This window comes from Nonomuraea sp. NPDC001684, assembly GCF_053596515.1.
On record NZ_JBSFGJ010000223.1, the window covers coordinates 1 to 15,387 of the forward strand.

Annotated in this window: 10 protein-coding genes and 1 pseudogene; 9 read left to right on the forward strand and 2 right to left on the reverse strand. The window is 71.1% G+C overall.

Annotation, left to right across the window (positions count from 1 at the left end):
* The first annotated feature begins 696 nt into the window (after positions 1 to 696).
* A complete protein-coding gene (locus ACWCSD_RS31055) occupies positions 697 to 1,500 on the forward strand; it encodes a neutral zinc metallopeptidase (protein WP_449920108.1) in 804 nt (267 codons plus the stop codon).
* Between the two features lie 203 nt (positions 1,501 to 1,703).
* Here the strand turns inward: ACWCSD_RS31055 and ACWCSD_RS31060 are convergent.
* Both ACWCSD_RS31060 and ACWCSD_RS31065 read right to left on the reverse strand, forming a co-directional pair.
* A pseudogene (locus ACWCSD_RS31060) lies at positions 1,704 to 1,991 on the reverse strand (transposase); the annotation flags it as partial.
* A gap of 293 nt (positions 1,992 to 2,284) precedes the next feature.
* The gene (locus ACWCSD_RS31065) at positions 2,285 to 2,722 is read right to left on the reverse strand and encodes a hypothetical protein (RefSeq protein ID WP_449920111.1); all 438 of its coding nucleotides are present in this window, start codon (positions 2,720 to 2,722) and stop codon (positions 2,285 to 2,287) included.
* 137 nt (positions 2,723 to 2,859) lie between these two features.
* On the opposite strand from ACWCSD_RS31065, the gene ACWCSD_RS31070 reads away from it, so the two are divergent.
* The 8 genes from ACWCSD_RS31070 (at position 2,860) to ACWCSD_RS31105 (ending at position 15,067) form a co-directional block, all read left to right on the forward strand.
* Positions 2,860 to 4,848, forward strand: coding sequence for a sensor histidine kinase (locus tag ACWCSD_RS31070; RefSeq protein ID WP_449920114.1), 1,989 nt, complete (start codon positions 2,860 to 2,862; stop codon positions 4,846 to 4,848).
* An 11-nt stretch (positions 4,849 to 4,859) separates the two neighbouring features.
* Entirely contained in the window at positions 4,860 to 5,486 is a 627-nt protein-coding gene (locus ACWCSD_RS31075; protein ID WP_397157459.1) for a response regulator, read from the forward strand.
* Between the two features lie 207 nt (positions 5,487 to 5,693).
* Positions 5,694 to 7,964, forward strand: coding sequence for a trypsin-like peptidase domain-containing protein (locus ACWCSD_RS31080; RefSeq protein WP_449920116.1), 2,271 nt, complete (start codon positions 5,694 to 5,696; stop codon positions 7,962 to 7,964).
* Positions 7,954 to 11,562, forward strand: a complete 3,609-nt coding sequence (locus tag ACWCSD_RS31085) for a CHAT domain-containing protein (protein WP_449920119.1) — start codon at positions 7,954 to 7,956, stop codon at positions 11,560 to 11,562. Before ACWCSD_RS31080 ends, ACWCSD_RS31085 begins: the two co-directional genes overlap by 11 nt.
* A 16-nt stretch (positions 11,563 to 11,578) precedes the next feature.
* Entirely contained in the window at positions 11,579 to 11,896 is a 318-nt protein-coding gene (locus ACWCSD_RS31090; RefSeq protein WP_449920121.1) for a trypco2 family protein, read from the forward strand.
* A gap of 486 nt (positions 11,897 to 12,382) precedes the next feature.
* A complete protein-coding gene (locus tag ACWCSD_RS31095; protein WP_449920124.1) occupies positions 12,383 to 13,294 on the forward strand; it encodes a LysR family transcriptional regulator in 912 nt (303 codons plus the stop codon).
* A gap of 64 nt (positions 13,295 to 13,358) precedes the next feature.
* Complete coding sequence (locus ACWCSD_RS31100; protein ID WP_449920126.1) at positions 13,359 to 14,246, forward strand: alpha/beta fold hydrolase; 888 nt, start codon at positions 13,359 to 13,361, stop codon at positions 14,244 to 14,246.
* The gene (locus ACWCSD_RS31105; RefSeq protein ID WP_449920128.1) at positions 14,243 to 15,067 is read left to right on the forward strand and encodes an LLM class flavin-dependent oxidoreductase; all 825 of its coding nucleotides are present in this window, start codon (positions 14,243 to 14,245) and stop codon (positions 15,065 to 15,067) included. Before ACWCSD_RS31100 ends, ACWCSD_RS31105 begins: the two co-directional genes overlap by 4 nt.
* Positions 15,068 to 15,387: the final 320 nt, after the last annotated feature.

Here is a 15,387-nt window from a genome sequence, read left to right on the forward strand (position 1 = left end):
AGCGAGGGCAGCTTGCGCATGATCACGCCGAAGCCGACCGCCAGGTCGGCCTCGTGCCGCGCCCATCCCATGCTGTACTGGAGGCCGCCTCCGAAGATCGGATCCGTGGCGGGCTCCTGCACGGCGGCCTGCTGCCCGGCGTGGTCGGCAGGGGGTGGATCAGATTTGGACCTTACCGTCACGGACGAGGCTCCGTTCTCTCGGTTCTTCCGTTTGCCGTCGGCGTCCCTTCTCGCCCGGATGGCGATGTCGTGCGTGTGATCGTGGCGTCGACGCGGGCACCCCGTTGCCCTGGCTGCCGGCGGACCTCGCCGGGCGAGGCGGTCGCAGGCTCATGGTGGAGGGCGGCGGGCAGATCTCCGAGGATGAGCGGTGTCGTGATCGATGTCACCCGGCATCTGCCGCTTGGCTGAGCGGGCGCGATCCGACGTCAGAGCGGTCATGCCTGCGGCGGCCGTCCGGTTGATGGCGCTCACGGGGTGTCATGCGCTCACCTCAGCACGCAGGCGCCCCACCCGGAAGACGATGGTGACGGAACCTCGCAGGCACACTATTCGCGCGAGCGTGGCACCGACCTTCGATTCTTGGACCCTGATGTAGGGGATTCCACGTCTTCCGGCATCCGGGGAGCTCGGCCTCGTCGTATCTTCGGGGGACGCCTTCGAGCCCGGCAGAGTTCCGGTACCGCGTGCTTAGATGGCGATCATGCGTTTCGTCACCCTTGTCGCCGCAACCACGCTCGCCTGCCTGCTGTTATCCGGCACCTTGTTGTTGGACACAGCACACGCGGCGTCCGCCTTCCCCATTCGGGCCCGAGCTCTGACCGCGAACAAGCTGTACCGTACGGGCGAACTCCAAGCGAGCCAGTGCCCGGAGCGCGAAGTCGGGCCGAAGACCGTCGCCGCCGCCAAGCGGTACCTGACCGCGGTGCTGGACTGTCTCAACCGGTCGTGGGGCGCCCATTTCAAGAGGGCGGGCCTGCCCTTCGCCAAGGCCAAGATCGGATTCATCACCAAGCCGCGCAAGTACTGCGGAGAGCCCTGGGGCTCCGCCGCAGCCAGATACTGCGACGCCGAGCGGCGTTTCCTCGTCCTTCTGGACGACGACATGCTCGACGACTCCACCGACCTGTACCTGTTCCAGACGGCCGCCCACGAGTACGGGCACCACGTGCAGAACCTCACCGGGATCAGTCGCAGCTACGACCGCTATCCGTACCGGAACAAGAGTGAACTGAACGAGCAGATCCGCCGCATGGAGTTGCAGGCGGAGTGCCTAGGCGGAGTGTTCACCGGCAGCGTCTGGGACTCCTTGACAGAACGCAGCGAGGAAGACTGGGAGATCTTGCTCCAGATAACGCGCGACAGCGGGGACGAGCAGTATAAGAACCGCGACCACGGCAAGGGCCGCAACATCGCCATCTGGCTCGACAAGGGCTTCCGCGCCAGATCCCCGCAGGCGTGCAACACCTGGACGGTCTCCTCGTCCAAGGTTTCCTGATCGCGGAGCCCCTGTCTGTCCCATCGCCTGGCCGGCGCGACGCTCCTGGGCGGGCGTTGATCTCCTGGGCAGGGCGACGCCTCAGTGTGGGGCCTTGACCTGGGCCACCGTGCGATTGGCCAGGTCTGTTCCTTCCAGGATCTCGCCGCGCGCGGTGGGGTCGCCCGTGAGCTGTACCACTCGCCGGGGCGGGCGGGACGGACCACGTACAGGATGGCGTTGACGATCTCTCGGCGCGGGTGCTTCTCTGGACGGCCGCCGCTGTTGGGCTCGGGAAGCAGAGGCTCGATGAGGTCCCATTGGGCGTCGGTCAGGTTGGAGAGGTGGCGCTGCGGGGGCATTCGGCCACCTTGGCCGCCCCCGAGCTGGCCGTCACGCTGCCCCGAACGCAGACAGGAACTTACTTTGTAAAGGCGCTGGCAACTGTGCCGCCAAAAAAATTGTCTGCAGCAGCGGTTCATATCGGAACGGGCTTCGCCCGAACTCATCATCAGAATCAAAAGACAAATCCATGATCGTTTTGTCTGAAGCGCGCGCAGATGGCGGTCATCGCATGGCAGGCTCGCCGCTGGTACGCAGATGCCGAACGGAACGGATCCAGCTGAAAGAGGAGGCCAGCGGCGTCGCAACCGGTAGGTGGCCCCGGAGATGCGCAGCTGTCCGGCGTCGCAAGCTCAGCGGCAGAATGCTGTGAACCGCCATGGCAGCCGCCGTCGTGGCGCTGCGCACGCCAGGCTGATGGCCTACCTCGCGCCGCCGGCTCCGGCGATCGACGTTCTCCTGCTCACGAAAGTGGCTTACGGCGGCGCAGCAGCCTGACCAGCCGGATCGCGGCCAGCACGCCAACTCCGAGATGCGCGCACACCAGGACGATCTGGAAGATCCGCTGGCCGCCGGTGAGGTCGGCCGCGTAGCCTCCGTCGTAGAAGCCGGACATGAACGCCAGCACCCCCGCTACGGCCAGCAGCCCGGCGGCGGGCGCGGCGAGCGCCCGGCGGCGGCTGGTTGCCCCCGCGACCAGGATGACCTGCGCGGCCATCATCGGGATCGGCGCCGACAGGCGCGCCTGGGAGCCGAGCGCGTCCAGGAACGTGGCGTTCAGGCCGGCCGACAGCGAGATGACCGCGCCGGTCAGGTCCAGGGTGAGCAGCAGCCCGACCCCGGCGAGCAGCGAGATCTTCAGCGGCCGGTCGGTGGTGGTCGTGGTGGTGGAGACGGACATGTTCTTCTCCTGAGGTCGTAGGGAACGGCCTCAAGGATGTGCGGGGCGGCCGCCGGGCGTCATGAGCCTCATGTCCCGCCCCGGAGGGGACTTCTCGTCCCGTGACGGCGGGACAACCGGGTGGCACGATTCACTCCATGAAGGACAGATCGGTACGGCGAGCCTCGCTGGTCGGCGGGGTGCTCGTCGCCCTCGTGGTCGGCTCGCTGGCGGTCGAGCCGCGGCTGCGGGCGCTCGGCGTCACGGGGATCGTCGAGCGGTTCGACGCCTTCCGTGGTGTGGCGGCGCTGTCGTTCGGCGTGCCGGGGCTCTTCGTGGTGTCGCAGCGGCCGGGCGGGCCGGCGGGCCGGGTGGGCTGGGTGATGGTGTTCACCGGGGCGGCCCAGGCGGTGGGGCTGGCGCTCGGCACGTACGGGCTGCTCGGCATCAACCAGGGTGTCGAGGGCGGCGTCGGGGGCGGGCGGCTGCCGGGTGACGACTGGGCGATGTGGGCGTCCAACTGGTTGTGGATGCCGGCTTACCTCGTCGTGCCGACGGTCTTCCTGCTGATCTTCCCGGACGGGCGGCTGCCCTCGCGTCGCTGGCGGCCCGCGCTGGTGGCGGCGCTCGTCGCGATCGGGGCCAACACTCTGGACTGGATGTTGCGGCCGGTGCCGTACGAGAACGTGCCGGGCCTGTTCCCCGAGGGGTACGCGGGCGTGCTGGCTGGTCTGCGCGGCCTGCCCGACGTGCTGGATGGGCCGGTCGTGGTGTGCACGGCGGGGGCCGTGGCCGGCGCGGTGGCCTCGCTCGCCGTCCGCTACCGGTCGTCGGGCGAGGAGGTGCGCAGGCGGCTGCAGTGGGTGGTGGCCGCCGCGCTGATCACGGTCGCGCTGGCCGGGGTGGCGCTCGTGGCGTCTTGGGGAGCGGGCGCGCTCGTGCTGGCGGCGGTGCCGCTGCCGGTGGCGGTCTCGGTCGCGATCGTCGCCCATCGCCTGTGGGATCTGGACCTCCTGCTGTCGCGGGCGCTCGCCTTCGGCGCGCTCAGCGTCGGGCTGCTGATCATGTACGCGCTGGTCGCGTTCACTCTCGGTGGCATCGTCGGTGCGGGCGTGTCGGCGGTGCTCGTGGCGTTCGTCGTGCATCCCCTGTACGCCCGGGTTCTCGCCGCCGCCAACCGCCTGGTGTACGGCGACCGCGACAACCCGGCCCGCGCGTTGCGCATGCTCGGCACCCGCCTGTCCGGTGCCGGCGTGCCGGGCGAGTTGCTCGATCAGATGGCCGCGGAGGTCGGCAGGGTGTTGCGCGTCCACTACGTCGCGGTCGAGGAGTCCGGCGCGGTCGTCGCCTCCTGGGGCTGTCCGGGTGAGGTGGCCGAGAGCGTGCCGTTGCTGCATCGGGGCGAGCCGGTCGGCGCGCTGCTGCTCGGGGAACGGCTGCGCCCGAAGGATCACAAGCTGGTGGGCGAGCTCGCCCCGCACGTCGCGGTGGCCGTGCACGCCCACCGTCTCGGCGCCGACCTGGAGCGTTCGCACGGCCGTATGCTCGCCGCCCGCCAGGAGGAGCGCGACCGCCTGCTGTACGAGCTGCACGACGGCCTCGGCCCCAACCTGGCCGCGCTCGCGCTCCAGACCGACCGCGCCCGTCGTCTCGTGGACATCGACCCCGCCAAGGCCAAGGGGGTGATGGATGAGCTGTCCAGGCGCATCCGCGCCACCGTCGAGGATGTCCGCACGATCGTCAACGACCTGCGGCCGCCGCCCCTGGACGACCTGGGCCTGGCCGGCGCGCTGGCCGAGCTCGGCAGGGGCTTCGCCGGCGACCTCGCGGTGGACGTGGAGGTGCCGCTCGACCTGCCCGTGCTGCCGCCGCCGGTCGAGCTCGCCGCTTATCGGATCGCCGCCGAGGCGCTGACGAACGCCGTGCGGCATGCCATGGCGTCCCGCTGTACGGTCACGCTGCGTGCCACCGACACCTTGGAGCTGCGTGTGCAGGACGATGGCGTGGGTGTCGGCGCGCCTGTCCGGCGGGGGTTCGGCCTGGCTTCGATGCGGCGCAGGTCCGAGGAGCTGAACGGGACGTTCGAGCTGGTCACGGGCTCGGGGCCGGGCACGCTCCTGCTCGTCAGACTCCCGCTGGCGGCCTGATGATCAGGGTCATGGTGGTGGAGGACCACCCGGTGTTCGCCGAGGGCCTGGTCGCGCTCCTGGGCGACGCGCCGGAGATCGACGTCGTGGGTGTCGCGAGCACCGGCGAGGCCGCCGTCGATCTCGCCGGACGGGTCGCGCCGGAGGTGGTGCTCATGGACCTGCACCTGCCGGGCATGAGCGGCGTGGAGGCGACCGCCCGCATTCTCGCCGACCGGCCGGAGACGGTCGTGCTGGCGCTGACGATGCTCACCGACGACGAGAGTGTGCTCGCCGCGATCCGCGCCGGGGCTCGTGGCTACCTGCTGAAGGAGTCGACCGGTGAGGAGATCGTGCGCTCGGTGCGGGCGGTCGCGGCCGGGCAGGTGGTGTTCGGCGCCTCTACGGGCGAACGCCTGCTGTCGGTGCTCGCCACGACCGCGGCGCGTCCGCGCCCGCTGCCCGAGTTGACCGACCGTGAGGTGGAGATCCTTGATCTGGTCGCGGTCGGTCTGAACAACCAGGCGATCGCGCGGCGGCTGGTGCTGAGCGAGAAGACCGTGCGCAACCACGTGTCCAACATCTTCGCCAAGCTGCACGTCTCCGACCGTTCGGCGGCGGTTGTCCGGGCGCGGGATGCCGGGCTCGGCTCCGGCTGATCATCGCCGAGTCCTGTCCGCCCACGGACCTCTTGGCCGGACACCTGATCGGCCTTCTGGCTGTCGCACCATGCTCGGACGTGCCGGAAGGGCCCAGACGGGGGGGTCGCAAGGACTCCGGGGCGGCTCCTGGTTCGTCGGAACCTACCGGCCTTGACGCGGTAGCCCGTATTCTGCTGTCAGTTTCCCCCCGCAGCCGGAGAACAGATGCCGACCACGGTCGAACGCGTCGCCGAGGTGTGGTCCCGGCAGGCCGACGCGTCCTGGTCGTCCGGTTCCGGCTACCTGATCGCGCCGCGCCTGCTCATCACCTCTACGCACGTGCTGTCCGCGACGGGCCGCCCCGGACTCGGGGCCGAGATCAAGGTCAGGACCGCCGACAGGACGCGCCTGTGGTCCGCCGTGTGTACCTGGTCGTCGGCCGACCCCCAGGTGGACGTCGCTGTCCTGGAGATCATCGACGGCGACTGGGGCGATCCCCCTGTCGCGCCCGTGCGCTGGGGACGCCTGGTCAGCCGCCGGGCGGAGGTGGTCTGTCAGGCCTCAGGCTTTCCCGAGGTGCTGGCCCAGCCGGATGGTGTGCGCGAGCGGGATCAGGCCGGTGGCCGGGTGAATCCGGAGGCGGGCGTCAAGCAGCGCCGTTATCACCTCCAGGTGCTCAACTCGCCCAAGCGCTCAGGTGCAGGGTCGCCCTGGGCAGGGATGTCGGGTGCCGCGCTGTTCGCCGATGACTTGCTGATCGGCGTGGTGGTCGCTGATCATCAGGGGTATGGCGGGGCGAGGCTGCTCGCCACGCGGGCCGAGGCCCTGTTCGCCGAGCCCGGTTTCCTTGACGCGATCGCGGTGCCGGCGGTTCTCGAACCAGCCGAGCTGGCCAGGTTGTTCTCCGCTCCGGCTGACCGGCGCCGCCCGCGTTCTCCTGCGGCGCTCCTGCGTGCCGACGCCGAGGCGGTGCGGTGGTTCACCCCGAGGGACGACGAGCTGGCCAGGCTCGTCGGATGGTGCTCCACGGACGAGGTCTTCGACGCTCGGCTCGTCTTCGGCGCCGGTGGGCTGGGCAAGACGCGGCTCGCGCGTCAGCTCGTCGCCCATCTGCGCCGTGAGGGCTGGGTGACCGGGCAGGTGGTGGCCGAGAGCGCGGCGGTGCTGCCGGAGGAGCCTTTGAGCCGGTTACGCGCGTGTGACCTGCCGCTGCTGCTCGTGGTCGACTACGCCGAGACGCGGCCCGACGTCGTCCGCCGGTTGATCGAGAACGTCGGTGTCGACGACGGCAGCGCGGTGCGCGTGCTGATGCTGGCGCGCTCGGCCGGGCAGTGGTGGCAGCGGCTGACCGCGAAGTCCGACCTGATGGAGTACGCCCTTGAACTCGCCGAGCTTCACCCGCTGACCGGCCTGCCGACGTGGACGGGAGCACGTGAGACGGCGTTCAGGGAGGCGGTGGTGGACATCGCCGCCCAGCTCCATCGGGTGTCGGGTCTGCAGGAGACGTGCTGGACTGATCTGGCTGCCCAGGTGGCGCTGCCCGATTTGGGCGGCCCCGGCTACGGATCGCTGATGCGCCTTCATTTGAGTGCCCTGGTGGGGTTGCTGCAGGCGGGGCCCGCACCGGCCGCCGCGCGCAGCCGTACGCCGCACGAGAAGGTCCTCATGGTGCACGAGAACCGCTACTGGCGGCGTACGGCGGACGCGGTGGGCCTCGCTTTCCTGTCGGATGAGACGTTGCGCAACACGGTGACGATCGCCACCTTGTTCGGGGCGTCGAGCAGGTCCCAAGCCGTGGCACTGCTGAGTCACGTCCTCGGCCTGCGCGACCTGGGGGAGAACGAACTTCTTGTGGTCCACCAGTGGCTGAGCACGCTCTATCCGTCCCAGGAGGGTGAGTGGGGGCCCTTGGAGCCGGACCGCCTGGGTGAGTATCTCGTGGGAACGCATCTGCGTGAGTGGCCCGACCTGATCGACGAACCGCTGGCCGCCGCGTCGCTCACCCAGCTTCACCAGGCCTTCCATGTGCTGGCCCGGGCGAGCGGCGATCATCCCCACGTGGGGCGGCTGCTCAAGGAGCAGGTGGTCGGGCAGCTGGCCAGGTATGGCCCCGTCGCCTTGCAGGTCGTCATCGAGACCGAGCAGCCTGGTTACCTGATCTCGGCGCTGGAGGACGGCGTGGCCGGGGTCTGCGCTTCTGACGAGGCCGCGCTGGTCGCGCTGGCCGGTTCCTTCCCCGCGGGCGCGCCCGCGCTGAACCTGCTGGTCGAGCCGCTGACCCGGCTGGCCATATCGGTGTACGGCAGGCTGGTGAGCGAAGGCCGGACGGACTACCGCCCGGAACTGGCCAGGGCGTGGCAGAACCTGAGCGATCACATGCGGGAGGCTCAGCGCCACGATGAGGCGCTCGCCGCCAGGGCTGTGGCGCTGGAGCTGTACCGCGCGCTGACCGGCCGGGGCGGCGCTGCGGCGGGAGGAGCCTCTCATGCGTCCTGACCACGGCTATCTTCCCGACTACGCCGCCAACCTCGTGAGCTACGCCGAGCAGCTCATGGAGGTCGAGGATCACGTGGGCGCGTCCGCCGCGGCGCGGGAGGCCGTCGAGGTCTACGAGCGGCTGCACGGTGAACCGCTCGGGCTCGCTCGCGCGCTGACCGTGCGGGCGGAGTCGGCCGCCGCGCTCGGACGGTTCGGCGACGCCATGGCCGACGCACCGTCCGCCCTGCTCGTCCTGTGGGACGTGGTCGCGGGGAGGGGCAGCACGCCCGTTCTGCGCGATGCGCAGCTGCGCGTGCTCCTCCTGTTGGCCGACGTCCAGCTCCGCGCGGGCCTGGCGGCGGAGGCACTGGCTACGGCCGAAGCCGGCATCGAGCTGCTCGCCGGGTCCAGACGCCGCAGGAAGGCCGGCGAGGCGAAGTTCTCCGCGCTGAAGGCGCAGGCGCTGAGCCTGCTCGGACGCGACGGCGAGGCAGCGGAGGTCATCGAGGAACTGGACGAATCCCGCCATTCCTTCCACGAGCTTGCCTTCTCTCACGACTACCCCGATGAGGCGGTCGCCTTCTATCGTGGCCTCGCCGAGCACACCCCGGAGTCGGCCCTGCCGGCGCTCGCCGCGGCGCTCACCGAACGCCGCGGCAGGCAGCGGAGCCAGGGCGACGACGAGGGCGCTCTGGCGACGGCCCGCGAGATCGTGGACGTCCATCGGCGGCTCGCCGAAACGGAACCGGACCCCTACCGGATCCATCTCGCCTACGCTCTGGCCGCGCAGGCGGAGATCGAGCGGGGGGTCGTCGCGGACGACGACAGGGACGACGACCGGGACGGCCTCGACCGGGTCGCCGCTCTCCTGATCGAGGCCGCCGAGCTGCTGCCGAGCGACCACGAGGACCGCGCCAGGTTCCTGGTGGCGGCGGCCGTCGAGCAGCCGCCGGACACCGCGATCTTCGTCCTGACCCGGCTCATGCACGAACAGAACGGCCTCGCGGCCCACTCGCTGTTCGTCTACGCGACGCTCGGCGATCTCCTCCTCGACCGGTTCCAGCGTCTCGGCATGGACGAGGACCTCGAGAAGGCCATCGGGGTGCTGCGCGAAGGGCTCGCGGTCGTGCCCGAGGCCGAGCCGGAGCGCGACGTCCTGTGGATCAGCCTGAGCGGGGCGCTGCGGCTCAGGTACGAGCGTTCGGGGTCGCTCGCCGACCTGGACGAGTCCATCAGCCTGGTCAGAGCGAACCTGGACCTGTCCGTCGGCGTGAGCGCCCCCGCCGAACTCGGCCTGCTGCTCTTCCACCGGTTCCTCGCGGTCGGCGAGCAGGCCGACCTCGATGCCGCGATCGAGCTCATGCGGGGCGTGGCCGCGGCGATGCCGGCGGACTCCGCGGACGCCCCGCTCGTCGCCGGTCGTCTGGCCGACATGCTGGGAGCCCGCTTCGAGCGGTCGGGCGAGCCCGATGACCTGCGCGCCTACCTGACGGCTGCCACGGAGGTCCTGTCCGGTACCTCCGCCGACGCGCCCGAACATCCCGTGGCGCTCGATCGGCTCCGTCACGCCGTGTCGCGGACGTATGAGGCGACCGGGGAACCCGCCGTCCTGGACCGCCTGCTCGACCTGACGCGCCGGCTCGTCGCCCTCGACACGCCCGGCACCTACGGAGCCCTCGCCCTCGTGCAGCTCGGCCATGCCCTGGAGGAACGCTTCGAGCGTTTCGACAACCCCGGCGATCTCGAAGAGGCCGTGGATGTGGCTCGCAGGGCGGTCGGCGCGATGCCGGAGGGCGACCCGGACCGGCACTGGGCCCTTGCCCTGCTCGCGAAGGTCCTGTTGCGACGCTCGTGGTCTGCCGGGATCGCGGACGATCTGGACGAGGCCGAGGCGTTGATCCGGCTGGCGGCGGCCATCGCCCCTCAGCAGGCGCGCGGGCAGCACGAGGCGTTCATCGACACGCTGCGCGAAGCCCGGTTCCGGCTCACCCGTGACCTCGCCGACCTCGCCGCGCAGCACCGCGGGCGCTGGGAGCGCTCGGGAGATCCGGCTGCCTTCGAAGGGGCGCTGGAGGCGTTCGCCGCGATCGCCGGACGGTTCGACGAGCCGATCGCGGAGCGCGTGCTCGCTTGGCAGGAGTACGGGCGGCTCGCCATGGCGGGCGGTGCCTACGAGCGCGCGCTCGGCGCGTTCCGCGCCGCGATCGAGCTGGTCCCACTGGCCATGTCGGACCGGCTCTGGCATGCGAGGGGGAGCCGCGAGGACAGCCTGACCGAGCTGGCCGGCGACGCCGCCGCGTGCGCGCTGGAGACGGGACGGCCGCAGGAGGCGCTCACGCTGCTGGAGCAGGGACGCGGGCTGCTGCTGTCGCAGGCCCTGGGCGTACAGGAGGATCTTCGCAGGTTGCGTGCGCGCGCACCTGAGCTGGCGGAGCGGCTGTCGGCGCTGCGGATCGCGGTGGACGAGCCATCGTCACGCGAACCCGGAGGCCGGCCGGCGGAGGAGTTCGAGCGGCTGGTGGAGGAGGCGCGCGCCCTGCCCGGCATGGCGGGTTTCCTGCGCCCGCCGGTGGTCGGCGATCTCCTCCAGGCCGCGGCCGAGGGGCCCGTCGTGGTCCTGAACGTGAGCGGGCACCGCTGCGACGCGATCGCGGTGACGACGGACGGATTGCTCGTCATCGGCCTGCCTGGCCTCGATCGTGCGGCGGCGACCGAGCGCGCACGCCGTTTCCTGACCGAGCTCACCACCGCTTACCGGCCGCTGCGTGACCGGCTGGGCCGGGAGCAGTCGCTGGCCGAGACGCTGGGCTGGTTGGCGGAGGTCGTGGTCGGGCCGGTGCTGGAGGCGCTGCGGCCGCATCTGAGCGCAGCCGAGGGCATGCCGCGCGTGTGGTGGGTGCCGACGGGTCCGTTGAGCGTGCTGCCGTTGCACGCGGCCGGGTGGCTCCCAGAGACTTCCGCCATCGACTCGGTTGTCTCCTCGTACACGGCGACGATCGGCGCGCTGACGCGTTCCCGTTCGGCCGCGCCCGCGGGCCGGCCGGGTTCGGCCCTGGTCGTGCTGCCGCAGTCCGCGGAGAGCCCGATGCGGATGCCGGGGGCCGAGCGGGAGGCGCTCACCGTCGCCCGCCTCCTCGACCCCGCCGTCGTGATCGAGGGAGAGCAGGCCACCAGGCAACGCCTTCTGAGAGAGTTGCCGGGCGCCGACGTCCTGCATTTCGCCGGCCACAGCAGCACGGACGCCGACGACGCCACAGCCGGCTCGCTCCTGCTGTCGGACGGGCGGTTGCGCCTGCGGGACGTGGCCGCGCCCAGCCGGCTGACGTATCTGTCGGCGTGCACCACGGCGGCGCCGGGCGCCGCGGGCGAGCCCATCAACCTGGCCGTGGCGGCGCAGCTCAGCGGGTCGTGGCAGGCGATCGCCACGCTGTGGGAGGTCGACGACCGCGCCTACGCCGACCTCGCACAAGCTTTCTACGAGGAACTCGCGGACGTGAACGGAACCCTTGACGTGGACCGCTCGGCGCGAGCACTGAATGCCGCCGCCCGCCGGCTGCGTGAGCGTTACCCGCACATCCCCTCGTTGTGGGCCGCACATATCCATGTCGGCCGCTGACCTTGATTGGAGTCCCATGACCGACGACCAGTTCGCCGACCTCAGCGCCACCATCAGGCAGATCAGGCGGGAGCTCACCCGGGCGATGCACGAGGGCGAGGGTCAGGAGCTGCTGTTCGGGCTGGGCCCCGTGGAGCTGGAGTTCCTCGTGGACGTCAAGAACGAGGTCAGCGGCGAGGGCGGCGTCAAGATCAGCGTCATCTCGGTCGGAGCCAAGAAGGTCAAGGGCCGGTCCGACTCGCACAAGATCAAGCTCACCCTGAACCCCGTCGACGTGGACGGCAACCCCGCCCGAGTGGCGGCGACGGGGAAGTCGTCGATCCCCGATTCCTGATCCTCGCGCGAGCAGGGCCGGTACGGGGTTGTGCCGGCTCTCAAGCTCGGCCGGCGGCGTATCGGTGGAACCGAGCATGGCCGTGATCGCTTCGTGGCGGGTGTGCGGATGCCGGTGGTGGATGTGAGCGTGATGCGGGATCTTGTTGCGCAGCGCACGCGGGAAGTCAGTCTGCGGTGACGTGTGGCTCGTGCAGCGCTTCCTCGGCGCGCCCGCGGGACGTCTCGGCCGTGTGGCGGCCGGCCGACGGCCATGCCATGGAGCGGCCCAAGGGCCTGGCCGCGCGGACGCGTCCGTCCCTGCCTGAAATTTCCGGAAGAAGTAGTGGATTAAAGGTCGTAATTCCACGGGCGGCAAAAGCGCCGGCGGGGTCGCGCTGGGCCGCGGCCCAGCCGGAGGCGCAGAGGCGCCGGCAGCAGCGCGCATTCATCAACAGGAGCGATTGTTTTGCTCGAATCAATCGCTCTTGACGATACTCTGGCGGTCATGGCTGACGTGGAACTGCGCCACCTGAGGACGATGGCCGCCATCGCCGAGGAGGGGACGTTCGGCCGGGCGGCGGTTCGCCTCGGCTACACCCAGTCGTCGGTGAGCCAGCAGATCGCCGCGCTGGAGAAGGCCGTCGGCGGGGTCGTCTTCGACCGGCCGGGAGGTCCCAGGCCGGTGCGCGCCACTCCTCTCGGCGAGCTGGTGCTGGCCCACGGGCGTGATCTGCTCGCGAGGTCGGAGGCGCTGGCCGACGCCGTCGATCGGTTCAAGGCGGGTCACGGCCGGATCGACATCGGCACCTTCCAGGGCGCGACCCGGCTGATCCTGCCGGCAGTGGTGCGCGGGTTGCTGAGCGAGCACCCCGGCTGCGACATCAGGCTGTCGGAAGTGGAACCGGAGAACCCGAACATCGCAGATCTCGACCTGTTGTTCCACTACGACCGCATCGACGGCGACGTCGAACACGTCGAGCTGCTGGACGAGCCGCACCTCCTGGTGGCCGCCGCGGGCGCGTTCCCCGACGGTCCGGTACCGGTCGAGCTGCTCGACGACACTCCCATGGTCGCCTGGCCGCCCACCGTCCACCAAAGATGGCTGGAACGGGAGCTCGCCGGCGCGGGCGCCCGGCCGCGGATCGTGTTCCGCACGGCCGGCCACGAAACCGTCGTCTCGATGGTGCGGGTGGGCCTGGGCTCAGCGGTGTTGCCCTGGCTCGCCCTCCTGGGGTCGGACGTCTGGTCCGACGACCGGCTCCGCATCCATCGGCTGGAACCGCCGCCCACCTGCACGTGGTACCTGTGCCGGCCGGCCGGGCGCACCCGGTCGCCGCTGGCGGCCCGGGCCATCGACCTCGCCGTCGCAGCCGCCGCTGAGCTGGCCGGCCAGATGGAACACGGTATATCGCTGTAGGCGATCGACTCGATCGAAAATCATAGCTTTTCGCGATGGGGTGGCCAGGCTTAGCGTGCCGGACATGAACGCCAATCAAGATCACTCTGAGCGGCTCCTCGACGTCAACGGCATAAAGCTCTGCGTCCAGACGTTCGGCGACCCGGCCGCGCCCGCCCTGCTGCTCATCGGCGGCGCCGAGGCGTCGATGGACTGGTGGGACGAGGAGTTCTGCGAGCGCCTGGCCGCCGGCGGCCGGCACGTCATCCGGTACGACACCCGGGACACCGGCCGCTCCACGACCTTCCCGCCCGGCGCGCCGCCGTACGGAAACGACGCCCTGTTCGACGACGCCGTCGGCCTGCTCGACGAACTCGGCATCGCGGCCGCCCACATCGTCGGCGTCTCCATGGGCGGCGGAATCGCCCAGCGCCTGGCCGTGCGCCACCCCGGCCGGGTCGCCTCCCTGACGCTCATCGCCACCAGCCCGGGCGGACCCGGCGGCCCCGACCGCCATGACCTGCCGCCGATGAGCGCCGAACTGGCGGAGCGGTTCGCCGAGGGCGGCGACCAGACGCCCGACTGGTCCGACCGCGAGGCCGTCATCGCGTACTACACCGACGGCGAGCGCACCTTCGCGGGCACCGTTCCCGTCGACGAGGAGCGGATGCGCCGCGTCGCCGGCCGCGTCTGGGACCGCAGCCCGTCCCCTGCCTCGGCGCAGAACCACTGGCAGCTCGACGGCGGCGAGCCCGTCCGCGCCCGTCTCGGTGAGATCACGGCGCCCACGCTGGTGTTGCACGGCACCGCGGACCCGCTGCTCCCGTACGGGCACGGCGAGGCGCTGGCACGGGAGATCCCGGGAGCCCGGCTGGTCCCGCTCGAGGGCATGGGGCACCAGATGCCGCCGCCGGAGCTCTGGGACGTCGCGATCGCAGAGATCCTTTCGGTCTCCGGCGGAGAGCGCCCGTGAACCTGCTGCGATCGGCACTCTGGCTGCCGCTCTTCGACGAGCTCGCCGACCCGCGGGCGGTGGCGAACCTGGCCGCCGACGCGGAGGAGGCCGGGTGGGACGGCTGCTTCGTGTGGGATCACCTGTCCTGGCGAGAGCCGGTCCAGCAGGTCGCCGACTCGTGGATCACGCTCGCGGCGATCGCGACCGTCACCGAACGGCTGCGGCTCGGTCCGATGGTGGCGACGCTCGCCCGCCGGCGGCCGGCCAAAGTGGCGCGGGAGACCGCGACACTGGACCAGCTGAGCGACGGCCGTCTCACCCTGGGCGTCGGACTCGGCAGCGATCGGTTCGGCGGCGAGCTGTCCAGGACCGGCGAGCAGCTCGACGACCGGCAGCGGGGGCGGATGCTCGACGAGTCCTTGGCCATCCTGGCCGCCGCGTGGTCCGGAGAGCCGGTGCGCCACCGCGGCGAGCACTACACCGTCGACGACATCACGTTCCTGCCGCAGCCGGTTCAGCGGCCGGGCGTGCCGGTATGGGCCGCCGGATTCCCCGGCAACGTCAAGCCGATCCGCCGGGCCGCCCGGCTCGACGGCTTCTTTCCGATCAACCTGGAACACCCGGACCAGCTCGCCGAGGTCGCCGGCGCCCTCACCGAGCTGCGACACGGCGACATGGCCTCGTACGACATCGCCGTCAGCCTGCCCGCCGGCGTCGACCCGCTGCCGTACGCCGCCGCCGGCGCGACCTGGTGGCTGACGGAGTTCGACCCGGGTGTACGGCTCGACACGGTACGCGGCGTACTTCGCGACGGCCCGGCGAACCCGGGCGGCGCCTGAGCCGCTTCACCGGTGTTCCTGATCTCCGACGAGCCGTCCTGCATCGGATGAACAGGAGAAACGTCGTGAACGGCGAGATGCATCAGGATCGGATGCCCCGGCGGTTGAGGCCCGCGGTCTGGAGGTGGGCGCGGTCGGGCTCGGCTGCGTGGGGATGACGTGGGCGTACGGCGACTCCCCGGACGCCGAGGACCCCGTACCGTCAACGGACGGGCGCTGGACCGGGCGTGCACTTCGCGCGGACCACCGAGAACGGCGCCCCCGCCCTGCCTGTGCCGGACGGAAGGCCGAGTGTCTGCGCGCGGCCGTCGACGCCTCGC

Excerpts from the sequence above, each read along its gene's own strand:
- ACWCSD_RS31075 (WP_397157459.1), top strand. The coding sequence starts at position 4,860 with ATGGTGGTGGAGGACCACCCGGTGTTCGCCGAGGGCCTGGTCGCGCTC.
- ACWCSD_RS31065 (WP_449920111.1), bottom strand. The coding sequence starts at position 2,722 with ATGTCCGTCTCCACCACCACGACCACCACCGACCGGCCGCTGAAGATC.
- ACWCSD_RS31095 (WP_449920124.1), top strand. The coding sequence starts at position 12,383 with ATGGCTGACGTGGAACTGCGCCACCTGAGGACGATGGCCGCCATCGCC.
- ACWCSD_RS31055 (WP_449920108.1), top strand. The coding sequence starts at position 697 with ATGGCGATCATGCGTTTCGTCACCCTTGTCGCCGCAACCACGCTCGCC.
- ACWCSD_RS31085 (WP_449920119.1), top strand. The coding sequence starts at position 7,954 with ATGCGTCCTGACCACGGCTATCTTCCCGACTACGCCGCCAACCTCGTG.
- ACWCSD_RS31090 (WP_449920121.1), top strand. The coding sequence starts at position 11,579 with ATGACCGACGACCAGTTCGCCGACCTCAGCGCCACCATCAGGCAGATC.
- ACWCSD_RS31100 (WP_449920126.1), top strand. The coding sequence starts at position 13,359 with ATGAACGCCAATCAAGATCACTCTGAGCGGCTCCTCGACGTCAACGGC.
- ACWCSD_RS31070 (WP_449920114.1), top strand. The coding sequence starts at position 2,860 with ATGAAGGACAGATCGGTACGGCGAGCCTCGCTGGTCGGCGGGGTGCTC.
- ACWCSD_RS31080 (WP_449920116.1), top strand. The coding sequence starts at position 5,694 with ATGCCGACCACGGTCGAACGCGTCGCCGAGGTGTGGTCCCGGCAGGCC.